The following is a 23,850-nucleotide window of genomic DNA, read 5'->3' as shown; positions in this document are numbered from 1 at the left end:
TCACCTCCGTACAGTCAGGGGAATGAGTTCCCTACGGCCTCGGGCCACCACCCCTCGGGCCACCACCGCCCTCCTCGGCGCCGCCGTCGCGCTCGTGACGGCCCTCGCCGCCACCGGCTGCGGCAGCGACGGCTCCCCGGCCGCCGGGGACGACAAGAGCGCCGCCGGAGACGGCCGCGCCTCCGACGTCCGCCTGCGCTGGACGGCGTGCTCCGCGCCGACCGCCGCACAGGGCAGCGACGGCAAGGCCCCCGGCAAGGCGTGGGAGTGCGCGAAGCTCCCCGTCCCGCTGGACTACGCCAAGCCCGACGGCGAGAAGATCGAGCTCGCCCTGATCCGTACGAAGGCCCGGGACAAGGACAAGCGCCTGGGCTCGCTCGTCTTCAACTTCGGCGGCCCCGGCGGCTCGGGCGTGGCCACCCTGCCGGGCCTGGCCACCAGCTACGAAAAGCTGCGCGAGCGCTACGACCTGGTCAGCTTCGACCCGCGGGGCGTGGGTGAGAGCGCGGGCGTGCGCTGCCTGGGCGACAAGGAGACCGACGCCGCGAGCCAGGTCGACGGCACGCCGGACGACGCGGCCGAGGAGCGGACCGCCCTCGCGGCGAACAACGCGTACGTGGACGCCTGCGCGAAGAACTCCGCGAAGCTCCTGCCCCACGTCGGCACGCTGAGCGCCGCCCGCGACATGGACCGGCTGCGGGCCGCCCTGGGCGACGACAAGCTCAACTACTTCGGCATCTCCTACGGCACCGAGCTCGGCGGCGTCTACGCCCACGCGTTCCCCGGAAACGTGGGGCGCGCCGTGCTCGACGCGGTGGTCGACCCCTCGCAGGACCCCGTGCAGGGCAACCTCGGCCAGGCCAAGGGCTTCCAGCTCGCCCTGGACAACTACCTCAAGGACTGCGCCTCCTCGGCTCAGGCGGCCCGCTGCCCCACGCAGGAGCGGATCGTCTCCCTGCTCAAGAAGCTCGACGCGCAGCCCCTGCCGACGCGCCAGGGCCGCAAGCTGACCCAGGACGAGGCCGTCAACGGCATCGCGTCCGCGCTGTACTCCAAGGACACCTGGAAGTTCCTGACACAGGGCCTGCAGGAGGCCATGAACAAGGGCAGCGGCGACACCCTGCTGCTGCTCTACGACCTCCTCACCGGCCGCGGCACCGACGGCCGCTACAGCAACCTCGGTCCGGCCAACCGGGCGATCTCCTGCGCCGACGCCCAGCAGCGCTACACCGCCGACGACGTGAAGGGCCGCCTGGCGGACTTCCGGGCCGCGTCCCCGGTCTTCGGGGAGTCCGCAGCCTGGTCGCTCCTCGGCTGCACGGGCTGGCCCGTCGAGGGCAAGTGGAAGACGATCGACGTGAGCGCGCAGGGCTCCGCCCCGATCGTCGTCATCGGCAACACCGGAGACCCGGCGACGCCGTACGCGGGCGCGCACCGCATGGCGGAGGGCCTGGGCAAGGACGTCGCCGTGGAGGTGACGTACAAGGGCGAGGGGCACGGGGCGTACAACAGCGGCAACGCGTGCATGGTGCGCACCGTCAACGACTACTTGCTGGAGGGCAAGTCCCCGGCCCGGGGCACGACCTGCTCATGAGTAAGGGGCTCCCCACCATGGTGGGGAGCCCCTTACTCGCACACTCGCACAGAAAGGGAAGGTCTAGTACACCGGCTTGTCCGGCTCGACCTGGTGGACCCAGCCGATCACGCCGCCGCCCACGTGCACCGCGTCGGAGAAGCCCGCCGCCTTCAGCACCGCGAGGACTTCCGCGGAGCGGACACCCGTCTTGCAGTGCAGGACGATCCGCTTGTCCTGCGGCAGGTCCTGCAGGGCCGTGCCCATCAGGAACTCGTTCTTCGGGATCAGCCGGGCGCCGGGGATCGAGACGATCTCGTACTCGTTCGGCTCGCGGACGTCGATGACGTCGATGTCCTCGCCGTCGTCGAGCCACTCCTTGAGCTGCTTGGGGGTGATCGTGGAGCCGGACGCGGCCTCCTGGGCCTCCTCCGAGACGACGCCGCAGAACGCCTCGTAGTCGATGAGCTCCGTGACGGTCGGGTTCTCGCCGCAGACCGCGCAGTCGGGGTCCTTGCGGACCTTGACCTGGCGGTAGGTCATCTCCAGGGCGTCGTAGATCATCAGACGGCCGACCAGCGGCTCGCCGATGCCCGCGAGCAGCTTGATCGCCTCGTTGACCTGGATGGAGCCGATCGAGGCGCACAGCACGCCCAGCACGCCGCCCTCGGCGCAGGAGGGCACCATGCCCGGCGGCGGGGGCTCGGGGTACAGGCAGCGGTAGCAGGGGCCGTGCTCGCTCCAGAAGACGGACGCCTGGCCGTCGAAGCGGTAGATGGAGCCCCACACGTACGGCTTGCCCAGCAGCACGCAGGCGTCGTTGACGAGGTAGCGCGTGGCGAAGTTGTCCGTGCCGTCGACGATCAGGTCGTACTGGGAGAAGATCTCCATCACGTTGTCGGCCTCGAGCCGGCCCTCGTGCAGGACGACGTTCACGTACGGGTTGATGCCCTGCACCGAATCCCGCGCGGACTCCGCCTTCGAACGGCCGATGTCCGCCTGGCTGTGGATGATCTGGCGCTGCAGGTTCGACTCGTCGACCTCGTCGAACTCCACGATGCCGAGCGTGCCCACGCCGGCGGCGGCCAGGTACATCAGCGCGGGGGAACCGAGGCCGCCGGCACCCACGCAGAGCACCTTCGCGTTCTTCAGGCGCTTCTGCCCGTCCATACCGACGTCCGGGATGATCAGGTGGCGGGAGTACCGACGGACCTCGTCAACGGTGAGCTCGGCAGCCGGCTCGACCAGGGGTGGCAGCGACACTGGGTCTCCAGGAGAGGCGTCCCCGCTCGCGCGGGGAACATACAGGCGGCGTTCGGTTCTTCCCCTGTAACCCTGCCACGCCCCGTCTCATTCCGAGACACCCGGTCCGATGCGCGAGACGATCTCGTCCCAGTAGCCGGGCATCACCTCCCATGGGTCCGCTTCGTCCCGGTCCGTCCGGTCGGTGAAGTAGATCGTGCCGGCGCCCTGCCAGCGGGCGAGGCGCAGCGCCTCGTCCAGGTGGGCGCGGGGGACGCCGTGCACGAGGTGGCAGAAGCGGGCCGCCGGGAAGTCGGCGGTCCACTCGGCGACCTGCGACCAGCGGTAGGCCGACCAGGGCCCGTAGAAGGTGACGAGCTGGTCGGCGAGGTCCGCGTAGCCGGGCGAGGGATAGGTGCCGTGGACGAGCACGACGTACGCCCGGTCGAGGATCGTCCGCAGGGAGGCGACGGTGCGCCGGGTGCCGGGCAGGGCGGCGGGGTCCGCGGGGGTGGCGTCGAGGGCGAACCCGTCGACCTTGTACCAGTTCAGGTAGCGCTGGGCCTCGGAGAGCACCTCGCCGAGGGGGCGCTCGCCGAACCGCAGGTCCAGGTGGCCGAGGACCCGGACGCCGGCCTCGCGCAGCCGGGCGGCGGCGGCGACGCGATACGGGTCCGGGCGGTCGCCGGGGCCTCCGGAGGCCGTCCCGCCCGGGGCGGCCATGGCGCCGCTGCCGAGCACGACCCACTCCACGGGGACGTCGGTGCGCAGGAGTTCGCCCCATTCGGCGGGGGCGAGCAGGGGGTGCGCGAAGCCCGGGACCCCGAAGCGCAGCGGGGCCTCGCGGACGGCGCGGGACCGGCGCTGCCCGGGAGGGCTCAGATGCGACACGCGGCCTCCATCCAGATGTCGGCCAGGGACTCCTCCAGGCCGATGCGGGGGCGCCAGCCGAGCCGGTCGCGGGCGGTGCGGACGTCGGCCTGCTGCCAGCTGCCGCAGCCGTCGGGGTACGGGTAGGCGGGCGGGGTGCCCAGGTGGGGGTCGTCCAGCTCGTGGAGGGAGCCGCCGTACCCGGCGACGCGGGCGAGCGTCGCCGCGGCCTCGCGCAGCCTGACCGCACGGCCGGTGCCGATGTTGACGGCGCCCTGGGCGGCGGAGAGGGAGGCGGCGTGCACGGCGCGGGCGACGTCGCGGACGTCGACGAAGTCGCGCTGGACGCCCAGGCCGCTGAGCTTGAGCTCGCTGTCGCCGTTCTGCATGGCGCGGCGCAGGGCGTCGGCGAGCCTGCCGAGCGGGGAGCCGGCGGGGGTGCCGGGGCCGACGGGCGAGAAGACGCGCAGGACGATGGCGTCGAGGCCGGAGCCGAGGACGAGCTCGGTGGCGGCGAGCTTGCTCACCCCGTACGGGCCGCCGGGGCGGGGGACGGCGTCCTCGGCGGTGGACGAGCCGGGCTGGGAGGGCCCGTACTCGGAGGAGCAGCCGAGCTGGACGAGGCGGGCCCCGCAGCCGCTGCGGCGCAGCGATTCGCAGACGGTGGCGACGGCGACGGTGTTGTGGCGGGTGAGGTCGCGGGCGCCGCCGCGGGTGGCGCCCGCGCAGTTGATCACGACGCCGGGGTGGACGGCGTTGAGGAAGCGGGTGAGCGCGCCGGGGCTGCCGGTGGCGAGGTCGAAGCGGACGTCCGCGTCGTCGCCGCGGCCGAGGGCGGTGAGCTGGACGGCGGGGTCGGCGAGCAGCCGGTCGGCCACGTAGCGGCCGAGGTAGCCGTTGGCACCGAGCAACAGAACCCTCATCGGTCGCGCCCTCGCTCTCGCCCGGCGGTGCGGATGGGGTGAACGGTCATCTTGCTTGCTCCTCTGACGGGGTGTGCGGTGGGACGGATGCGGTCACCGGGCCCGGACGGGGGCTTCTCCCGGGTCGGCGGGGACGGGGGCGAACCCCCCGCAGCGGTGGGCGGAGGCCCGGGAGAGCGCGGTCAGGGCGTGGACGAGGAGGGCCAGCGCGGGGACCGCGCAGGCCACGAGGGGTATGGCGGCGGGCCCGTAGGCACCGGCCGCCCAGGCGACGGCGGGCGCGGCGGACGACGGTGCGGGGAGCGGCCCCGTCCCCGGCGCTCCCGCGCCCAGCGCCGCCGCGCCGAGGGCGGCCGCTTCCACGGCGCAGGCGGTGAGCACGGCGGCGACGGCGGCCCGCCCGAAGCCGCGGGCGGTGAGCAGCCGGGCCAGGAAGAGCAGCCCGCCGAGCGCGGTGACGGCGACGAGCTCGCCGGGCGGGACGGCGGGAGCCCCCAGGGCGGCCCGCGCGGACCACAGGAGCGTGGCCAGGGCGGCCGTGAACAGCCCTACGGACGTGAGGAGTACGGGCCAGGCGCGGGCCCGGAACTCGGCGCGGGAGCGACTGGCGACGAGGGCGTGCCGCACGCGCCCGGTGAACCACCGTGCGCACCACAGCGCGGGGGCGAGAGCGCACGCGAGGGCGACGGCGACGGGGGTGGCGGCGCGCAGGACGCCCACCAGGGCCGGGCCGCTCGCATGGCCGGACAAGCCGCCGGAGACACCTCCGGGAAGAAGGCCGGGGGCATGGCCGGAGAGCAGCACGGCGAGGGCGGGGCCGCCGAGGAGGGCGTACGCGACGAGCCAGGCGCCGGCGAGCAGGCCGGCGAAGCGCCACGGGGCGCGCACCGCGTGCGCGAGCGCCCTCGCGTCGCAGGGCCCGCCGGGCGCGGGCCGGGCGTGCTCCTCGCGCTCGGCACGGGCGTAGAGCTCGTCGGAGAGGGAGAAGACGTCGCGGTGCCGGCACTCGGCCGCGGCGCGGTCCGTGAGGCCCCCGTCCTCCAGGACGGCGGCGATCTCCAAGGGGTCCACGGCGCGGGCGCACAGCCCGTGGTGGCGGTGCAGGAGGGCCTTCACCGGATCGGTGCGGGGGGCGGCTATGCCGGCCGCGGCCGGTGCGCTGCCGTCCCTCAGGGGCGTGGTCATGGGCGCCCTGCCCAGGTCGGGGAGGACTGGCGCGGGGTGAGGTCGATCGGTGCGCGGGCTTCCGCGGCGCGGGAGAAGGGGACGGAGGGGTCGGCGGTGTCCTCGCGGGCGGGGGCGCGGGAGATGAGCTCGAGGTAGATGCCGTGGAAGTCCGTCACGTGCCTTTCGGTGGTGAAGAGTTCGAGGGCGCGGGCGCGGGCCGCGGCGCCGAGTCTGGCTCTTCGGCCGGGGTCGTGCAGCAGCTCCAGGCAGCCCTCGGCGAGGGCGCCGGGGTCGCGCGGCGGGACGACGAGGCCCGTGCCTCCGACGACTTCGCGGACGGTGGCGCAGTCCGGTGCGACGGTGGCGCGCCCGCAGAGCATGGCCTCGACGAGCGGCAGCGGGAAGGTCTCCGCGCCGCCGGCGAGGACGACGACGGTGCCGGCGGCGTAGGTGTCGGGGGTCGCCTCGGGGGCGTAGGAGACGCCGAAGGCGGGCTGGACGCCGGGCAGCGGGGGCGCGGCGATCCGCAGCTGCACCTCCGGCTCGGCCTGGCGCAGGGCCGCGAGGGCCTCCCACAGGAAGGGTTCGGCGTTGCCGCCGGTCCACAGGACGGTGCGGCCGTCGTCCGTGCCGTCGTCGCCGGTCTCGGCCCGCTCCCCCACGCCCTCGTAGGGGCCGGGGTCGAGGCCGGGGTGCACGGTGCGCAGCCGGGCGGGGTCGGCGCCGCAGCGCTCCTGCCAGCGCCGCACCTGGGCGTCGCCGGAGGTGATGATGTCGGCGCTTGCGTAGATCTCGGCGGTCAGCTGCCGGTGGAAGGCGGACAGCAGGGTGCGCACGGGCAGGGAGAGGCCGGCGGCGCTGGCTGCGCTGTTGAGGTAGTAGGCGCGCAGGCGCACCTCGTACTCGGTGACGAGGAAGGGGGTGCCGAAGAAGCGTTTGGCCAGCAGTCCCGGGAGGGCGGCGGGGCCGGCGGTGGTGGCGTGGCACAGGTCGACACCGGCGAGCCCGCGGTCGGTGCCGGTGCCGTACCAGTCGAGGGACAGGGGGCGCAGTGCGCGCTCCAGGAGGGCGGTGACGGCGAGGAGGTCGGCGACGCGGATGCCGTAGGCCGCGGGGTGGGACCCGGGGGTGCGGCAGGCGGTCTCCAGGATGCGCAGGGCCTGTTCGGAGCGGAGGGCGGAGCCGAGGCCGCCGGCGTCGCGGGCGAGGTCGGCGAGGCCGTGCAGGGCGTCGGCGAAACGGTACGCCTGATCTCTGCGGTCGTCGGGTCCGGGCTCGACGGTGGCGGTCAGCGCCTCGGCCAGCCCGGCGAAATAGGCACCGAAGCGGCGCCGTTCCCGGCGCCCGTACGAGCGGTGCGCGCGCCCCACGGCCCCGGCCGGATCCCCCCACAGGGGAGCCGTCCGCACGCGCCGGACGTGCTCCGGCAGATCGCACCAGCCGCCCGCGTCCTGCCGGGCGCGCCGGCTCAGGGCGCAGATCTCGAAGTCGTGCCCGGGCAGGCCCCGCACGAGCCGGTCGCACCACTGGCCGCCCTCACCCGAGGCATACGGATACCCACCCTCCGTAAGGAGTCCCACGCGCACGCACGCACCCCCGTCTGTCCCTTGTGGTCGCCCTCTTGTGGCCCGTGACCGCCGAACCGCAGCGGAAGCACGCTATGCGGGCTCGCCCGTGGCGCGACGGACGGTTGTCCGTCGCGCCACCGGAAGGGGTGAACAGAGGTGACTTTCCAGGAGATGAGGCGTTGCCTCGCGCTATGCGGCGGCTTCGGCCCCTTCGAGCCGCGGGACCGCCGCGAGCAGGCCCTTGGTGTAGGCGTGCCGGGGCTGCTCGTAGACGGTGTCGGCCGCGCCCTCCTCGACGATCCGGCCGCCGCGCATCACGACGAGCCGGTCGCTGACCTGCCGTACGACCGCGAGGTCGTGGGCGATGAAGACGAGCGCGAGGCCGAGGTCGCGCTGCAACTCGCCGAGCAGCCGCACGACCTGCGCCTGGGTGGTGACGTCGAGCGCGGAGACGGGCTCGTCGCAGACGATCAGCTTCGGCTCGGGCGCGAGGGCTCGCGCGATGCCGACGCGCTGCCGCTGGCCGCCGCTGAACTCGTGCGGGTAGCGGTGGTAGGCGCCGGGGTCGAGCCCGACGCGCTCCAGCAGCTCCCGCACGCGCGCGACGATTGCGGCGTCGTCGAGCTTCCCGGCGGCGCGCAGCGGGTCGGCGATCGACTCGCCGACGCTGCGCCGGGGGTTGAGCGAGGAGACGGGGTCCTGGAAGACCATCTGCAGCTCGCTGCGGAAGGCGCGCAGTTCGCGCTCCTTCAGGCCGCCGATGTCGCGTCCCCGGTAGCGCAGTTCGCCGCCGGTGGGGGCGAGGAGGCGGACGAGCATGCGGCCGAGGGTCGTCTTGCCGCTGCCGGACTCCCCCACGACGCCGACGGTCTCGCCGGGCCGCACGGTCAGCGAGACGTCGTCGACGGCGGTGACGGCGCCCTTGCCGTGGCCGAACCGGCGGGTGAGGCCGGTGGCTTCGAGCAGGGGCGCCTCGTCCGCGCCGGCGGCCCGCACGCCCGCGCCCGGGCGGCGGGCGTTCACCCGCGGGACGGCCGCGAGGAGGTCGCGGGTGTACGTCTCGCCCGGCGTGTCGAGCAGGGTGCGGACGGGGCCGCGCTCGACCGCGCGGCCGTCCTTCATCACGAGCAGCTCGTCGACGCTGCCGGCCGCCACGCCCAGGTCGTGGGTGACCAGGACGAGGCCCATGCCGGTCTCGGCGCGCAGGTCGCGCAGGAGGTCGAGGATCTGGGCCTGGACGGTGACGTCGAGGGCGGTGGTGGGCTCGTCGGCGACCAGCAGGCGCGGTTCGCAGGCGAGGGCCATCGCGATGAGGGCGCGCTGGCGCATGCCGCCGCTGAACTCGTGCGGGCGGGAGCGGGCGCGGCGGGCCGCGTCCGGGATGCCCACGCGGTCCAGCACCTCGGCGGCACGCGCGCGTGCCGCACGGCGGGAGGCGTCGCGGCGGTGGACGCGGTAGACCTCGGCGATCTGGTCGCCGATGGCCTGGTAGGGGTCGAGGGAGGAGAGCGGGTCCTGGAAGACCATGGCGGCGACGCCGCCGCGGAGCCGTCTCAGGGCCGCGTCGCCGGCGGCCTGTACGTCGTGACCGGCGACGGTCACCGCGCCGGTGACCTCGGCGCCGGTGTCCCGGTGCAGCCCCAGCAGCGCGTAGGCGGCCGTGGACTTGCCCGATCCGGACTCGCCCACGATGCCGAGGGACCCGCCCGGCGGGAGGGTGAAGGACAGGTCGTCGACGGCCCGTACGAGGCCGCCTCCGGCCCGGCCGCCGGGCCCGGCCGGGAAGGTGACGGAGAGGCCGGAGACGGCCACCAGGGGGGCGGCCGCGGCCGCGGGCCTCGGCGAACCGGTCGTGCGGGTTTCGGACGTCATCGCAGGGCCACCCTTCGGTCCGCGACGGCGTAGAGCACGTCCGCCGCGATGTTGGCGATGACGACCGCGGTGCCGGTGATCATCACGACGGCGACGACCACGGGCAGGTCGAGGCTCTTGGTGGCGTGCACCAGCAGCTGCCCGATGCCGGGCAGGCCGAACATCATCTCGGTGAGTACCGCGTTGCCGAACATGGACCCGAAGTCGGCCGCCGTCAGCGCGATGACGGGCGCGACGGCGCCGCGCAGGGCGTGGCGCGTGACGAGGGAGCGCTCGGCGACCCCGTAGGCGCGGAAGGTGCGGATGTGGTCCTCGGCCAGGGTCTCCAGCACGGAACTGCGGGTGAGCCGGGCGTACTTCGCCGACTCCAGGAGCCCGAGCGCGGCCCACGGCAGCAGCATGTTCCAGGCCCACTGCTCCGGGTCGTCGGTGAGGGGCACGTAGGACGGGAAGGGCAGCCAGGCCAGGTAGGCGCAGAAGAGCATCAGCAGGCCGAGGCCGCTGATGAAGACCGGCGTGGCCGTTCCGGCGAGGGTGAGCCAGGTCAGCGCCCGCTCGGTGATCCCGCCGCGGCGCAGCGCGGACAGCAGGCCGGTGCCGGTGCCGAGCAGCAGCCAGACGGCCATGGCGCCGACCGCGAGCGAGGCGGTGGCGGGCAGCCGGTCGATCAGCATGTCGGTGACCTGCTGGTTGTTCTGGTACGACAAACCGAAGCAGGGGGCGTCGCAGTGCAGCACCGCGGCGCCGGTGGAGTAGTCGTGCCCGGCGAAGATGCCCTGCAGGAAGTGCCAGTACTGGACGTGCACGGGGTCGCCGAGGGAGAGCTGCTCGCGGACCTGGGCGATCTGCTCGGGGTTGCAGCGCGGGCCGCAGGCCAGGCGGGCGGGGTCGCCGGGCGCGATGTAGAAGGTCGCGTAGACGACGGCGGAGAGCACGAGGAGGACGGCGAGCGCACCGGCGGCGCGCCGCAGGACGTATCCGGTCACGCCACACCTCCCGCGCCGCTCGTGCGCGCCTTGCGCCGGTTCCGGCCGACGCGGAGCCGTGAGGCCTCGCGCGGGTCGAGGGCCGTGCGCACCCCGTCGCCGAGGACGGTGAAGGCGAGCGTGGTGACGAAGAGCATGAGCGCCGGCAGCAGCACGTACATGGGGTCCGCGCGGAACCAGGTGGTGGCCGACGAGAGCATGTGGCCCCAGGAGGGGGTGGGGGGCTTCACGCCGACTCCGAGGAAGGACATGCTCGCTTCCAGCACGATGTTGGTCGGCAGCAGGACGGCCGCGTAGGTGATCACGGGGGCGGCGAGCGAGGGCAGCAGCTCGCGGCGGGCGACCCGCCAGGTGGAGCCCCCGGTCAGCCGGGCGGCCGAGACGAAGTCGAGCTTCATCAGGCCCAGGGTCTGGGCGCGCACGAGGCGCGCCATCCCGCCCCACGCCAGCAGGCCGATGGCGATGACGAGCAGCACCGGGCGCGGGAAGTCCGCGGGGACGACGGCCATGAGGGCGATGGCGAAGACCAGCATCGGCATGGCGACCATGACGTCGGTGAGGTGGCTGAGCGCGCTGTCGACGAAGCGGTTGCCCAGGGCTGCGGCCATGCCCACGCCGACGCCGATCAGCACCTGGACGAGGGTGGCGCCGAGGGCGACGAGCAGCGAGACGCGGGCGCCGTAGACGAGGCGCACGAACAGGTCGCGGCCGGTGCCCGGTTCGACGCCCAGCCAGTGCTCGGCGCTGATGCCGCCGAAGTCGCCGTAGGGCACGCCGCCGCGCGCGGAGTCGACCAGGGTGTCGTGGTACGTGTTCGGGTCCTGGCCCTCCAGCGCGGCCAGCAGGGGCGCGGCGACGGCGAGGAGGACGAGCAGGCCCAGCACGGCGGCGGCCGCCAGCGCGGACTTGCGCGCCGCCAGCCGCCGCAGGACCTGCCGGGCGCCGGAGGCGGGAACGGCTCCCGCCTCCGGTTCCTTCGGTTCCTTCGTGGTGAGCGGATCGGTGGTCACTTGACCGCGACCTGCGAGACGTCGAGGACACCGGTCCAGTCGCTGATGACGACGTTCTTGACGTCCTTGCCGTAGAGGCGCTTGTAGACCGGGTGGAAGAGCGGCACGGTCAGGGCCTGCTCGCCGATCTTCTTGTCGAGGGCGCCCCAGCGCCGGGCGGCGGCGTCGTGGTCCGTGATCTTGTTGATCTCGTCGATCTCGTCGTTGACCTTGGAGTCGTCGAGGCGGGAGGCGTTGAAGTTGTAGCCGTCCTTGACGATCTGCCGGCCGTCGAAGATCGGCGCGAGGAAGGGACCGCCGGAGGGCCAGTCGGCGCCCCAGTGGGCGAGGAAGAGCGCCGGCTGCTTGTCGACGCTGTGGACCTTCTCCTCGTAGTCGTTGTCCTCCAGGCCCTCCAGCTTGACCGTGATGCCGGCCTCCTTCAGGGCCGCCTGGATCGCGGTCGCGATCTCGGGGCTGGTCTCGGAGTTCTGGGCGGTGGAGTGGGTGAGCGTGATCTCCAGGCCGTTCTCGTGACCGGCCTCCTTCAGCAGCTCCTTGGCCTTGGCCGCGTTCCCCTTGTCGCCCGCCGGGAAGTGGTCGTGGGGGGTGTACCCGAAGGACTTCTGATTCGGCAGGAATGTCGTCGCGGGCTCGGCGAGCGAGGAGCCGCCGGCGGCGTTGACGATGCTGGTGCGGTTGATCGCGTAGGCGACGGCCCGGCGGACCTTCGGGTCGTCGAAGGGCTTGACCTTCGGGTTGAACGCCAGGTAGTTGGTGTAGCCGAAGTGGCCGGTGCCGACCCGGCCGGCGAGCTTCTTGTCGCCGGTGACCTGGGCGAGCTCGGCCGGGCCGAGGTTGGTGTCGGTGGTCACCGCGGCGGCGTCGGCGCCCGAGCCGGTCGACAGCCGCTGGTTGATGACGGCCGGGGACAGGCCGGACCTGACCTCGATGCGGTCGGGGTAGGCGTGCCGCTCCTTGTCGGTCTCCTCCGACCAGTTGGTGTTGCGCTCCAGCGTCATCTGCTCGCCGTCGCCCACGTTCTTGACGACCTTGTACGGGCCCGAGGAGACCGGGTGCTCGGCGTACTTGGCGCCGGTGTCCTTGGCCTTGGGCACGGGGGCGAACTGGGTGGAGGTGGCGAAGTAGGGGAAGTCGCCCTCGGGCTTCTTCAGCTTGAAGACGATCGTCTTCGCGTCGGGCGTCTCGATGGAGTCGAGGCCCTTCTTCTCCTTGTAGGGGCCCTGGTAGCTGTCGCCGCCGATGAGCCAGTCGCGCAAGTACGGGGCGCCGCCGGAGAGTTCGGCGGCGAAGGAGCGCTCGACGCCGTACTTGATGTCGGCGGAGGTGATGGGCGAGCCGTCCTCGTACTTGAGGCCGTCCTTCAGCTTGTACGTCCAGGTCCTGGCGTCGTCGCTGGGGGTGCCGGTGTCCGTGGCGAGGTCGGGGACGACCTTGGTGCCCTCGGCGCCGTTCTCGCGGTTGCGGGTGGTGAGGGTGCGGTAGACGAGCGAGGGGATGTTGCCGCCGCCGGAGGTGTACAGGCGGGCCGGGTCGAACTGCTTCTGCGGCGCCCTGTTGAGCACCGTGAGCGTGCCGCCCTTCTCGGGCGCGCCGTCGGCGCCGCCGCCCTTGGCGCCGCCGCTCTCCTCCGGGCCGCACGCTGCCGCGCCCCCGATCAGGACCACACTGACGGCGGCGGCCGCCACACGGCGGGATATCGCGGGAAGTTGACGCATGACGAGGAGTGCCTTTCGCGGAAGCGGGAGAGCGAGGGGTGAGCTGCTGAGCCGGAAGCACCCACGGAAGGCGGTGGAAGGGAGCGCGAAGGCGCCGGACCGCCCCCGGCGGACGCGACGCTGCATGCGGAAACGCGGAAGTGCAGACGCGGGAAAGTGCTCGGGGGAAGAGTGCGGTCTCAGCGACAGTGAATGTCGGCGACGCTGTGCGCGGCCACGCCGATCAGCGCCAGCTCGAAGCCGGCGGTCTCGGGGGCGTGGTGGGGCGACATGCGCAGAAGACTGGACGAATTTTCGCCCCCTGTCCAAGCTGTCTCATATCCAGAGATGAATCATCCCGGAAAATGAGACATTGGATCACGGATAGGGCCAGGCGTTCGGCTTGCAGGTGATGCCGTCCGACGTCAGGAACTTGGTCTGCTGCATCATCACCGGGGCGAGCGCGCCCTCCTTGGAGCACGACTCGTGGTCGCGCCCGAGGCGGTGGCCGACCTCGTGGTTGATGAGCATCTGCCGGTAGGCGTGCATCTTGTCGCCGTACGTCGCAGCGCCCTGCGCCCACCGGTAGGCGTTGATCATGACGCGGTCGGTGGCGGCGGAGTCGCAGGAGACGTTGTCCTGCGTGGTGTCGAGCCCCGACTTGGCGCACCAGACGGCCGTCGTGCCCGGGCTCGCCAGGGTGATGATGAAGTCGGCGTCGCCGGAGGAGACCCGCTCGAAGGTGCGGGTGCCTCCGTGGCCCCAGCTGCGCTCGTCGTTGAGCGTGCGGTGCACGGCGGTGGCGAAGAGCTCGCCGTCGAGCGGCAGGCCCTTCTCCACGTCGACGCGGTAGCGCACCACGTCGCCCCGGCCGGGAGCGCGGTCGTGACCGTCGACGGTGTCGAAGGAGCCGCTGCCCTTGGCCTTCGCGTCCAGGGGGTACTTGCGGTCCATCTTCTGCTCGTACGTGACCGGCGCGGCGACGCCGCCGTTGGGCGTCGGGCGGCTGTCGGAGCGGGAGGCGGCGTCCGGGCTCTGCCGCTCGACGTCCGCCGGGCGGGCCTGCGCCTGGGTTTCCGTGCCGTCCTCGACCTGTCCGGCGACGACGACGGCGAGCACCGCCGTCACGACGGCCGCGGCCACGCCGGTGGCCGTGCGCGCCACGGCGCCGCCGGGCTTCGCCGAGGGGGCGCCGCGGGAGCCGCCGGTGCGGGGGCGGGCACCCTCGGGGCGGGGCGCCGGCACGCGCATGGGGACCGCGGCGGGACCGCCGGAGGCGGCTGCAGCGGTGGGCACGCGCGCGGGGCGGCCGGCGGAGTCGCTCTCGGCGGCGGGCGCGGGCACGCGCGCGTGGACGTCGGTCAGCACGCTGTCGCCCGGCGCGGGGGTGGCGGCGGAGGCAGGCGCGCCTCCCAGCCAGTACGGGGAGTACGCCTGGTCCACGAATGCGGCGTGCCCGGCGGCATCCGTGGCGGCCGCAGGTGCGGGGGCATCCCTCTCGTAAGCCGTGCCGTAGGTCGCGTCGTACGCCGTGGACGTGTCATAGGACGCGGGTGCGTCATAGGACGTGCTGCGACCCGCCCCGTAGGACGCGTCGTGCCCCGCTTCGTAGGAGGAGTCGTAGGGGGCGTCGAAAGAGGCGTCGTAGGCCGCCGCGTCCTGGCCCGTTCCGTACCCGCCGAGGTATCCGGCCAGCCGCGTGTCGTAGCCGGGCACGCTCCCCGGCCCGTACGCCCCCGCGTCCGTCGCGGGGGTGCGCTGCACTCCGATGACGCCCCAGCCGACACCGACCTCCTGGCGCTGCCCCGGGAACCCCTCGGGGCCCGCCTGGCCCACCGGGCCCGCGGGTCTGACGGGGTCGTGGAGCGGGTCGCCCTCGCCCTCCCCCGGGACGGCAGCGGGCACGTGGCCGTCCGCTCCCTGTCCGCCGCCCGCACCAGGAGCGGTGGGCGCGGCGGGCCGGGAGACGGCACGGGGGGCGCGTGCGCTGTGTTTACCCACGAGGCGAGGCGCTCCGATCGGCAGTGGCGGTGTCCGCGAGGATGTCGCGGAAGGCACGAGCCACCGCGTCCGGGTCCTCCATCATGGCGACATGTCCTGATTCCACCAGTGTCAGCAACCGCGAGTCGCGGAAAGTCCTGCTGGCACGGCGGGCCATCCGGATGGAGACGAGCTGGTCGCGCATTCCGTAGACCAGAAGAGTAGGGGCAAGGACGCGCTCCGCCTGCCGCCACAGCGAATGCTGGCCCCCAAGGGTGTATGCGTCGACCACTCCGCGTGCGGAGCGGGCCATGACGTCCCAGAAGTAGGGGAGCTCCAGCCGCCGCTCGTACTCCGCCACGGCCAGGGCGAAGCCCTCGGATGTCACCCGTCCGGGGTCTCCGTAACAGAGGGCGAGGACGTCACGCGTACGCCGCTCGGGTGTCCACTCCTTCGTCATCCGGGCGAAGAGGGAGGCCACGCCGGGCACCGCCAGCAGCGCCGTGGGCACCGCCGTGCGCTGCGGGCGCAGCTCGGGCAGCGCGGGCGAGATCAGGGTGAGCGTGCGGACGAGGTCCGGGCGGACGGCGGCCACGCGGGTCGCTATGGCGCCGCCCATGGAGTTGCCCACGAGGTGCACGGGGCCGCGGGCGCTCGCGTCGAGGTAGCGGATGACCACGCGGGCGAAGCCGGTGATCGAGTAGTCGCCGTCGTCCGGGGGCGGGGAGTCGCCGAAGCCGGGCAGGTCGAGCGCCTCGCAGGCGGTGTCGCCGGCGAGCAGCTCCATGAGCGCGGACCAGTTCTGCGAGGAGCCGCCGAGGCCGTGGATGCACAGCGCGGGCGGCAGCCCCTCGGTCCGGGGCGGGCGGGAGCGCACGGCCAGCGTGACGCCGGGCAGCGTCACCGTACGGACCTCCTCGCCCTCACTGACGCGCGAGGGCCGACCGGGAGGCACCACGGGGACGGTGCGGGCATCCGGTGACTCGGTCGAAGACATGCGGGCAATGTTACGAGACGATCACGCCGGGCCTGTTGTGGCGGGCGTCACAGATCGCCTGGCGGCACGGGGCCTTGTCTCCTAGGCTCGACCGCAAGGAGTACGAGGGCGCACATCCCGGATACCGGAAAGAGGTTCCGCATGCCTGTCGACCCGAGCGACCCCGAGACGTTCGAAGACTTCGACGAGGAGGACGCCGACGTGACGGAATTCGACGCCGAGACCCCGGAAGCCGACGCCGCGGAGCAGCACGCCGACCTCGCCCAGCACCGCGACGACCCGCTCGCCCTCCTGGACCCCGCCGCGGCCAATGTGGCCGACGCCGCCGAGCAGGCGCGTGTCGTGGACCTGGACGAGGACGACTACCGCTGATCGAGGATGACCGCGGGGGCATGGGCTGACCTGCGCCAATTGTCAGGATTTTGTCAACTTCCCACAGCGTCCGGTCCGTGAAATTCTCCGCTCCGACCACGCACGCCCGGGTTACCCAAAAGTACGATGGCGGACGCGGTGCACACCGCGCAGTGAACGATCATGGGAGGCGGCGTGACAGCCATCGAGCAGACCGAGGCGCGGCCGCGGGGCACGCGCCTGCCGCGCCGAGCCCGACGCAACCAGCTGCTGGGCGCGGCCCAGGAAGTCTTCGTCGCACAGGGGTACCACGCGGCGGCGATGGACGACATCGCCGAGCGGGCCGGCGTCAGCAAGCCGGTTCTGTACCAGCACTTCCCCGGCAAGCTCGACCTCTACCTGGCCCTGCTGGACCAGCACTGCGAGAACCTGCTGCACGCGGTGCGCACCGCACTGGCCTCCACGTCCGACAACAAGCAGCGCGTCGCGGCCACCATGGACGCCTACTTCGCCTACGTGGAGGACGAGGGCGGCGCCTTCCGCCTGGTCTTCGAGTCCGACCTGACCAACGAGCCGGCCGTGCGCGAGCGCGTCGACAAGGTCTCGCTGCAGTGCGCCGAGGCGATCAGCGACGTCATCGCCGAGGACACGGGCCTGTCGAAGGACGAGGCGATGCTGCTGGCCGTGGGCCTCGGCGGCGTCTCCCAGGTGGTCGCGCGCTACTGGCTCTCCAGCGAGAGCACGGTGCCCCGCGCGACCGCCGTCCAGCTGCTGACCTCGCTCGCGTGGCGCGGCATCGCGGGCTTCCCCAAGAACGCCCCCGAGCAGGGCTGACCCGGCGCCCGACCGGCTAATGTGTGGACGAATACCCACACCTTCGGAGGGACATAAGCCGTGGAGGTCAAGATCGGCGTGCAGCACGCGCCGCGCGAGATCGTCATCGAGAGCACGCAGAGTGCCGAGGAGGTCGAGCGGGCGATCTCCGACGCGCTGGCCGGCAAGGCACCGCTGCTCAGCCTGGAGGACAGCCGCGGCCGCAAGGTCCTGGTCCCGTCCGAGCGCCTGGCCTACGTGGAGATCGGCGAGCCCGCGACCCGCAAGGTCGGTTTCGGCGCTCTCTGAGCCCGCGCTTCGGAGGCTGCAGAGGCTTCGCACGGCGGGGCCCCGGTGAGGAATCACCGGGGCCCCGCCGTTGTCTTTACCGGTATGCCCCGGTGCGGACCGGACGAGGGTTGCCGCGCATCCCCGAGGGGTAGTACGGCTTCGACCGGTTTGCACCCGCTCCTCGCCCCGGCACGGGAGGGAAGTGACCATGATCTTGTGGGAAGCGCTCGGCTCGGTCCTCATCGGACTCGCCGTCTCCTACGGCGCCCTGCGCTGGCTGCCCGAGCGGTACGGGCAGTTCCGCTCCCGGCCCCTGACGCTGGCCACCGGTCCCGTGGCGGCGCTCTTCGGCGCCCTGCTCGCCCACTCGGTCCTCGGCCCGGGCCACACGCCGGCCACGCTGGCGGTGTCACTCGGAGTGGCCGTGGCCCTGCTGTCCCTGCTGCTGCGCCAGGGCGACCGGGCCCGCCGATCAGCCACGGCCTGAAGAGGGCCGGAGCGGCCCGGGCCGGAGCCCGGGCCGGAAGGGTCAGGCCGCGAGGCCCAGCGCGGCCATGCGCTTGGTGTGCGCCTCGGTGATCCGGGAGAACATCTTCCCGACCTCCGCGAGGTCGAAGCCGTCGGCCACGCCGCCCACCAGCATCGTGGAGAGCGCGTCGCGGTCGGCCACCACGCGCTGCGCCTGCGAGAGCGCCTCGCCCATCAGCCGGCGCGCCCACAGCGCGAGGCGGCCGCCCACGCGCGGCTCGGCCTCGATCGCGGCGCGCACCTTCTCGACCGCGAAGGTCGCGTGCCCCGTGTCGTCCAGCACGGTCAGCACCAGGGCGCGGGTGTCGGAGTCCAGCCGGGCCGCCACCTCGCGGTAGAAGTCACTGGCGATCGAGTCGCCCACGTAGGCCTTGACCAGGCCCTCCAGCCAGTCGGACGGAGCGGTCTGGCGGTGGAACTCGTCCAGCGCGGCCGCGAAGGGCTCCATGGCGCCGGTCGGCTCCGCGTCGATGGCGGCCAGCCGGTCGCGCAGCCGCTGGAAGTGGCCGAACTCCGCCGCGGCCATCTTCGCCAGCTCTGCCTTGTCGTCCAGCGTCGGGGCCAGCTTCGCGTCCTCGGCGAGGCGCTCGAAGGCGGCCAGCTCGCCGTAGGCGAGCGCGCCCAGCAGGTCCACGACCGCCGCGCGGTACTGCGGGTCGGCGGATGCCTGAGCCCAGTCCTGGGCGGCGATCCCGGTGAGCGCCTCGGCGGGCTCGTTGGCGTTCTCAGCGTTGTCGGACGTCTCCATGGAGCGCACAATAGCCCGCTTCGCAACCCGGTGAAGGCCCAGGTCAGCTACTTCATCCGGATCTGTCCGAAGGATTGTCCGGACACACATGCGCCTTTCCGGGGTACAGTGGTAATGCGCCTGTCGAGTGTGTCGGCAGGCAGTCCCATGCTGTGTCTTCCGGGGGCTTCTCTCGCTCCAGCCCCTGGACCTCCAGCGGATGCCCGGTCGGTGGCCCGATCGGCTTCCAAAACCGACCGCCCTCCGCGCGGCGCACACGAGACGTGTGCACCAGGAGGGATCCGCTCGCGGCACGTGTGCTCGAGCGAAGGCAGTGGTCCCGCGCCATCCGGCGTCCCCAGGCCGGACAGTACCCCGGCGCGGTCCGTACGACCTTGTACGACCCCCTTCGCCGCCCAGCGCCGCCGCGTCTCACAGAAGAGGCAAGATCCTGTCCACTCCTTCGAACCCCTCGACTTTCCGAGATCTGGGAATCCTCCCCGAGATTGCCGAAGCGCTCGAAGCCGTCGGCATCGTGCACCCCTTTCCGATCCAGGAGATGACGCTCCCGGTCGCCCTCTCGGGCTCCGACGTCATCGGCCAGGCCAAGACCGGCACCGGCAAGACGCTGGGCTTCGGCCTGCCCCTCCTGGAGCGCGTCGTCGTCCCCGCGGACGTCGAGGCCGGCCGTGCCCGTCCCGAGCAGCTGACCGACGCCCCGCAGGCGCTCGTCGTCGTCCCCACCCGTGAGCTGTGCCAGCAGGTCACCAACGACCTCCTGACCGCCGGCAAGGTGCGCAACGTGCGCGTCCAGGCGATCTACGGCGGCCGTGCCTACGAGCCGCAGGTCGAGGCCCTCAAGAAGGGCGTCGACGTCATCGTCGGCACCCCCGGCCGCCTGCTCGACCTCGCCGGCCAGAAGAAGCTCAGCCTCGCGCACGTCAAGGCCCTCGTCCTGGACGAGGCCGACGAGATGCTCGACCTCGGCTTCCTGCCGGACGTCGAGCGCATCATCACGATGCTCCCGGCCAAGCGCCAGACGATGCTCTTCTCGGCCACCATGCCGGGCGCGGTCATCTCCCTCGCGCGGCGCTACATGTCCCAGCCCACGCACATCCGCGCCACGTCGCCGGACGACGAGGGCCAGACCCACGCCAACATCGCGCAGCACATCTTCCGCGCCCACAACATGGACAAGCCGGAGATGGTCGCCCGCATCCTGCAGGCCGAGGGCCGCAACCGCGCGATGATCTTCTGCCGCACGAAGCGCACCGCCGCGGACATCGCCGACCAGCTGGTCCGCCGCGGCTTCGCCTCCGGCGCGGTCCACGGCGACCTCGGCCAGGGCGCCCGCGAGCAGGCGCTGCGCGCCTTCCGCAACGGCAAGGTCGACGTCCTGGTCTGCACCGACGTCGCCGCCCGCGGCATCGACGTCGACGACGTCACCCACGTCATCAACTACCAGTCCCCCGAGGACGAGAAGACCTACCTGCACCGCATCGGCCGCACCGGCCGCGCGGGCAAGTCGGGCACGGCCGTCACCCTGGTCGACTGGGACGACATCCCGCGCTGGAAGCTCATCAACAAGGCGCTCGAGCTGCCGTTCGACGAGCCGGAGGAAACGTACTCCACCTCCCCGCACCTGTACGAGGTGCTGGGCATCCCCGCCGGCACGAAGGGCATACTGCCGCGCTCCGAGCGGACCCGTGCCGGGCTCGCGGCGGAGGAGATCGAGGACCTCGGCGAGACCGGCGGCCGCGGTGCCCGCGGCGGCCGTGGCGGTGACCGTGACCGCGGCCGTGACCGCGACCGCGACCGTGGCCCGCGCCAGGAGTCCGAGGAGCGTCCCGCCCGTACGCGTACGCCGCGTCAGCGCCGCCGCACCCGCGGCGGGGCGGCGCTCGGCGCCGAGACCGCGTCCGCTCCGGCCGCGACCGCCACTCCGGTGGCCGAGGGCGCGCCCGCCACGCCGTCCAAGCCGCGTCGCCGCCGCCGTACGCGCGGCGGTGCGGGCTCGGCCGCGGCCGTGGCGCCGGCCGCCACGGAGACCGTGGTGACCACCGAGGCCGCGGCTCCCGCCGAGACCGTCGCGGAGGTTCCGGCCCAGCCGCGCCGCCGCCGTACGCGCGCCGCGAAGCCGGAGGCCGCTGCCGCGGTCGTGCCGGTGGAGACGGTGCCGGTCGAGACCGCGCCCGTCGCGGCCGCCCCGGTCGAGACCGCGCCGGTCGTTCCGGCCCAGGAGGCCCAGGAGCAGGCCGAGGCCAAGCCGGCCCGCCGGACCCGTGCCAAGAAGGCCGCCGTCGCCCCTGTGGCGGAGGTCGTCGCCGAGGCCGTGGCCGTGACCGAGGCTCCGGCCGAGGCCGCCAAGCCGAAGCGCACGCGTGCCAAGAAGGCTGCCGCCGCGCCCGCCGAGGTCGCCGCCGAGGCGACCGAGGCCGTCGAGACCGTCGAGGCCAAGCCGAAGCGCACCCGCGCCAAGAAGGCCGCCGCCACCCCCGTGGCGGAGGTCGTCGCCGAGGCCGACGCCGAGGCCAAGCCGAAGCGCACCCGTAAGGCCGCCGCCCCCAAGGCGGACGCCACGGAGGCTCCGGCCGAGGCCGAGGTCAAGCCGAAGCGCACGCGTGCCAAGAAGGCCGCGGCCGCGCCCGCCGAGGTCGCCGCCGAGGCGACCGAGGCCGTCGAGACCGTCGAGGCCAAGCCGAAGCGCACCCGCGCCAAGAAGGCCGCCGCCCCCGTGGCGGAGGTCGTCGCCGAGGCCGACGCCGAGGCCAAGCCGAAGCGCACCCGCACCACCAAGAAGGCCGCGGCCACGGTGGAGCCGGTGGCCGAGGCCGCGACCGAGGTCGTGGAGAAGCCCAAGCGGACCCGCAAGACCGCCGCGGCGAAGAAGGCCGAGGCCGAAGCCGCGGTCGATACCGTCGATGCCGCCGAGGCGAAGCCCAAGCGCACCCGCGCCAAGAAGGCCGCCGCCCCCGTGGCGGAGGTCGTCGCCGAGGCCGACGCCGAGGCCAAGCCGAAGCGCACCCGTAAGGCCGCCGTCCCCAAGGCGGACGCCACGGAGGCTCCGGCCGAGGCCGCCGCCAAGCCGAAGCGCACGCGCAAGGCCGCCGCGCCCAAGGCCAAGGCCGACGTGGACGCCTGACGCCAGGTCCACTGACGAAGGCCGGTCCCCCGCCCTGGGGGACCGGCCTTCGTCGTCCCACCGGCCGGTCCGGCACCGCCGGATACGCCGGTGGCGGGTTGCGCGCCACGGCGGCGGAGGAGGATGCCTCGTCCCCGCCCCTTCACCACTTCCCGGGGACAAGCCCCCGGCCCCCACGAGAGGCGAGAGCGCGGCCCTCCCCCCTTCGCCCTTTCCCGGGGACGAGCCCCTGGCCACACGGAAGGCAAGGCGCTACCCCAGCCCCCACGAGAGGCCAGGGACCGACCCTCCCCCGCCCTTTCACCGTTCCCGGGGGCAAGCCCCCGGCCCCCACGAAAGGCCAGCGCGCCGCCCCGCCCCCCGCCCGCAGGCCCCGCGGGCGTTAGCCTCGATCCATGAGCAGGCCCCCCTTCCTCACCTTGCCCCCGTGTGCCCGCGCCCACCGGCTGTCCACCCCCCGCGGGGAGTTCGCCGTGCACGATGCGCGGCCCTCCTCGCCGCCGCGCGGCACCGTGCTGCTCGTGCCGGGGTTCACCGGCAGCAAGGAGGACTTCATCGCGCTGCTGGAGCCGATCGCGGCCGCGGGGTACCGGGCCGTCGCCGTGGACGGGCGCGGGCAGCACGAGAGCGAGGGGCCTCGGGACGAGGCCGCGTACGCGCTGGGCGAGTTGGCGAGCGACGTCCGCGCCCAGGCGGAGGCCCTCGGCGGCGCCGAGGGCGGCGGGGTGCACCTGCTGGGGCACTCGCTCGGCGGCCTGATCTCCCGCGCGGCGGTACTGGCCGACGCGTCCCCGTTCCGGTCGCTGACCATCATGAGCTGCGGCCCGGCCGCGATCTGCGCCGCGCAGCAGGAGCGCACGCGGCGCCTGGTCGCGGCGCTGGGCGCGTACGACATGGGCGCGGTGTGGCTGGAGATGCGCCGGGCGGACGGGGAGAGCGCGCCGGCCGCGCCCGTCCCGCCGGAGCTCGACGCGTTCCTGCACAGCCGCTGGATGGGCACGGTGCCCGAGCAATTGATCGCCACGGGCAGGCAGTTGACGGCCGAGCCGGACCGTACGGCGGAGCTGGCGGCGGTGCCGCTGCCCAAGCACGTGATCTCGGGCGCCGTGGACTACGCCTGGCCGGTGCCGTCGATCGACGCGATGGCGAAGGAGCTGTCGGCGGTCCGTACGGTCGTCGAGGGCGCCGAGCACTCCCCCAACGCCGAGCGCCCCGGCCCGACGGCGGAGGCGCTCGTCCGCTTCTGGGACCTGTCCTGAGCCAGGCCCCGCGAGCGGCCGGCCCGCTAGCGGTCAGCCCCTCGTGGCGGTCGTGACCGTGAACAGCCCGCCGTCGGGGTCGCGCAGCGTCGCCTCGTGCCCCACCGGCGACTCCCCCGGCTCGGCGACCACCGTGCCGCCGGCCGCGAGCGCGGACTCGACGGCCTTCTCCACGTCGTCGACGCAGAAGTAGACGTGCCAGCGCGGCCGGACCTGCGGGTCGGGGGCGGCCTCGATGGCGCCGCCGCGCAGGCAGGCCACGGTGTGGCCGCCGGACCGCACCATGACGAGTTCGTCCTCGTAGCGGACCTCGCAGCGGTCGGGCCGCCCCGTGGCCCACTCGAAGACCTCGCCGTAGAAGATGGCGGAGGCGAAGGCGTCGCGGGTGCGCAGCTCCAGCCAGGCGGGGGCGCCCTGGCGGCCGATCCTCCACTCGCGCAGGGTCTTGCCCTCCCAGAAGCCGAAGACGGCCCCCGCGGGGTCGGCGGCCAGTGCGGCGCGGCCCGGCCCGACGGTGAGCGGGCCGACGGCGACGGTGGCGCCGCGCTCGCGGATGCGCGAGGCGGTCACGTCGGCGTTCTCGACGGCGAAGTAGGACGTCCATGAGACGGGGACGTTGACGTTGACGCCCATGCGGCGGGCGACGTTGCTGATGCCGGCGACGGGCCTGCCGTCGGAGAGCGCGACGGAGAAGTCCTCGCCGAGGCTGCCGCGGCGGAAGGTCCAGCCCATGACGGCACCGTAGAAGGCCTGCGACGCGGCGAGGTCGCCGGTCAGCAGACTCACCCAGCACGGTGCCCCGGGCACGGCACGGTCAGTGAGCGACATGGCCGATCGCCTCGTTTCTGTTCCGG

At 73.6% G+C, this 23,850-nt stretch carries 21 protein-coding genes; 7 read left to right on the top strand and 14 right to left on the bottom strand.

Translation table 11 applies throughout. The features are described from left to right. The first annotated feature begins 22 nt into the window (after positions 1-22). Positions 23-1,594, top strand: a complete 1,572-nt coding sequence (locus tag ACFPP6_RS16450) for an alpha/beta hydrolase (protein ID WP_382042313.1) — start codon at positions 23-25, stop codon at positions 1,592-1,594. Between the two features lie 63 nt (positions 1,595-1,657). Here ACFPP6_RS16450 and moeZ read toward each other — a convergent pair whose 3' ends face one another. From moeZ to ACFPP6_RS16390, 12 genes are all read right to left on the bottom strand, one after another. Beyond that, positions 1,658-2,836 carry an adenylyltransferase/sulfurtransferase MoeZ gene (moeZ, locus tag ACFPP6_RS16445; protein ID WP_382042311.1) on the bottom strand — a complete coding sequence of 393 codons (1,179 nt, stop codon included), beginning with the start codon at positions 2,834-2,836 and terminating at the stop codon, positions 1,658-1,660. Between the two features lie 87 nt (positions 2,837-2,923). Further along, complete coding sequence (locus ACFPP6_RS16440; protein WP_382042309.1) at positions 2,924-3,706, bottom strand: spherulation-specific family 4 protein; 783 nt, start codon at positions 3,704-3,706, stop codon at positions 2,924-2,926. Continuing rightward, positions 3,694-4,608, bottom strand: a complete 915-nt coding sequence (locus tag ACFPP6_RS16435; protein WP_030366193.1) for an NAD-dependent epimerase/dehydratase family protein — start codon at positions 4,606-4,608, stop codon at positions 3,694-3,696. Before ACFPP6_RS16435 ends, ACFPP6_RS16440 begins: the two co-directional genes overlap by 13 nt. Positions 4,609-4,701: 93 nt before the next feature. Further along, positions 4,702-5,793 (bottom strand): hypothetical protein, encoded by a 1,092-nt coding sequence (locus ACFPP6_RS16430; RefSeq protein ID WP_382042306.1) that lies wholly within the window; start codon positions 5,791-5,793, stop codon positions 4,702-4,704. Further along, positions 5,790-7,355, bottom strand: a complete 1,566-nt coding sequence (locus ACFPP6_RS16425) for a DUF3492 domain-containing protein (RefSeq protein WP_382042303.1) — start codon at positions 7,353-7,355, stop codon at positions 5,790-5,792. The genes ACFPP6_RS16430 and ACFPP6_RS16425 overlap by 4 nt, the downstream gene beginning before the upstream one ends. 177 nt (positions 7,356-7,532) lie before the next feature. Beyond that, positions 7,533-9,215, bottom strand: coding sequence for a dipeptide ABC transporter ATP-binding protein (locus tag ACFPP6_RS16420; protein WP_382042301.1), 1,683 nt, complete (start codon positions 9,213-9,215; stop codon positions 7,533-7,535). Next, positions 9,212-10,201 carry an ABC transporter permease gene (locus ACFPP6_RS16415; RefSeq protein ID WP_382042299.1) on the bottom strand — a complete coding sequence of 330 codons (990 nt, stop codon included), beginning with the start codon at positions 10,199-10,201 and terminating at the stop codon, positions 9,212-9,214. Before ACFPP6_RS16415 ends, ACFPP6_RS16420 begins: the two co-directional genes overlap by 4 nt. Then, a complete protein-coding gene (locus ACFPP6_RS16410; protein ID WP_382042296.1) occupies positions 10,198-11,211 on the bottom strand; it encodes an ABC transporter permease in 1,014 nt (337 codons plus the stop codon). Before ACFPP6_RS16410 ends, ACFPP6_RS16415 begins: the two co-directional genes overlap by 4 nt. Further along, entirely contained in the window at positions 11,208-12,929 is a 1,722-nt protein-coding gene (locus ACFPP6_RS16405; RefSeq protein WP_382042293.1) for an ABC transporter substrate-binding protein, read from the bottom strand. The genes ACFPP6_RS16410 and ACFPP6_RS16405 overlap by 4 nt, the downstream gene beginning before the upstream one ends. Before the next feature lie 179 nt (positions 12,930-13,108). Continuing rightward, positions 13,109-13,201, bottom strand: coding sequence for an Ms4533A family Cys-rich leader peptide (locus ACFPP6_RS16400; RefSeq protein ID WP_382042290.1), 93 nt, complete (start codon positions 13,199-13,201; stop codon positions 13,109-13,111). 85 nt (positions 13,202-13,286) lie between these two features. Beyond that, complete coding sequence (locus ACFPP6_RS16395) at positions 13,287-14,813, bottom strand: DUF3152 domain-containing protein (RefSeq protein ID WP_382042287.1); 1,527 nt, start codon at positions 14,811-14,813, stop codon at positions 13,287-13,289. Positions 14,814-14,901: 88 nt separating this feature from the next. Then, positions 14,902-15,885, bottom strand: coding sequence for an alpha/beta fold hydrolase (locus ACFPP6_RS16390; RefSeq protein WP_382042285.1), 984 nt, complete (start codon positions 15,883-15,885; stop codon positions 14,902-14,904). A gap of 141 nt (positions 15,886-16,026) precedes the next feature. Here ACFPP6_RS16390 and ACFPP6_RS16385 point away from each other — a divergent pair, with 141 nt between their 5' ends. The 4 genes from ACFPP6_RS16385 to ACFPP6_RS16370 all read left to right on the top strand — a co-directional run bounded on the left by ACFPP6_RS16385 (position 16,027) and on the right by ACFPP6_RS16370 (position 17,827). Further along, the gene (locus tag ACFPP6_RS16385) at positions 16,027-16,257 is read left to right on the top strand and encodes a hypothetical protein (protein ID WP_168094458.1); all 231 of its coding nucleotides are present in this window, start codon (positions 16,027-16,029) and stop codon (positions 16,255-16,257) included. 174 nt (positions 16,258-16,431) lie between these two features. Further along, positions 16,432-17,070, top strand: coding sequence for a TetR/AcrR family transcriptional regulator (locus ACFPP6_RS16380; protein ID WP_058047134.1), 639 nt, complete (start codon positions 16,432-16,434; stop codon positions 17,068-17,070). A 60-nt stretch (positions 17,071-17,130) separates the two neighbouring features. Next, positions 17,131-17,358: a DUF3107 domain-containing protein gene (locus tag ACFPP6_RS16375; protein WP_058046123.1), complete on the top strand. Its 228-nt coding sequence runs from the start codon at positions 17,131-17,133 to the stop codon at positions 17,356-17,358. Positions 17,359-17,548: 190 nt separating this feature from the next. Continuing rightward, positions 17,549-17,827 carry a hypothetical protein gene (locus tag ACFPP6_RS16370; RefSeq protein WP_179082515.1) on the top strand — a complete coding sequence of 93 codons (279 nt, stop codon included), beginning with the start codon at positions 17,549-17,551 and terminating at the stop codon, positions 17,825-17,827. A gap of 42 nt (positions 17,828-17,869) precedes the next feature. On the opposite strand, the gene ACFPP6_RS16365 is transcribed toward ACFPP6_RS16370, so the two are convergent. Further along, positions 17,870-18,616, bottom strand: coding sequence for a ferritin-like fold-containing protein (locus ACFPP6_RS16365; protein WP_058046122.1), 747 nt, complete (start codon positions 18,614-18,616; stop codon positions 17,870-17,872). Positions 18,617-19,154: 538 nt separating this feature from the next. On the opposite strand from ACFPP6_RS16365, the gene ACFPP6_RS16360 reads away from it, so the two are divergent. After that, a complete protein-coding gene (locus tag ACFPP6_RS16360; RefSeq protein ID WP_382042281.1) occupies positions 19,155-21,737 on the top strand; it encodes a DEAD/DEAH box helicase in 2,583 nt (860 codons plus the stop codon). Positions 21,738-22,132: 395 nt separating this feature from the next. Beyond that, the gene (locus ACFPP6_RS16355; protein ID WP_382042278.1) at positions 22,133-22,996 is read left to right on the top strand and encodes an alpha/beta fold hydrolase; all 864 of its coding nucleotides are present in this window, start codon (positions 22,133-22,135) and stop codon (positions 22,994-22,996) included. 33 nt (positions 22,997-23,029) lie between these two features. Here the strand turns inward: ACFPP6_RS16355 and ACFPP6_RS16350 are convergent, their stop codons facing one another. Then, positions 23,030-23,824 (bottom strand): VOC family protein, encoded by a 795-nt coding sequence (locus ACFPP6_RS16350; RefSeq protein ID WP_382042275.1) that lies wholly within the window; start codon positions 23,822-23,824, stop codon positions 23,030-23,032. Positions 23,825-23,850 lie beyond the last annotated feature (26 nt).

This window comes from Streptomyces aureoversilis (assembly GCF_042657885.1).
Taxonomy (GTDB): domain Bacteria; phylum Actinomycetota; class Actinomycetes; order Streptomycetales; family Streptomycetaceae; genus Streptomyces; species Streptomyces aureoversilis.
The sequence above is the reverse complement of the archived record's forward strand: the minus strand, read 5'-3'. Positions and strand labels throughout refer to the sequence as shown.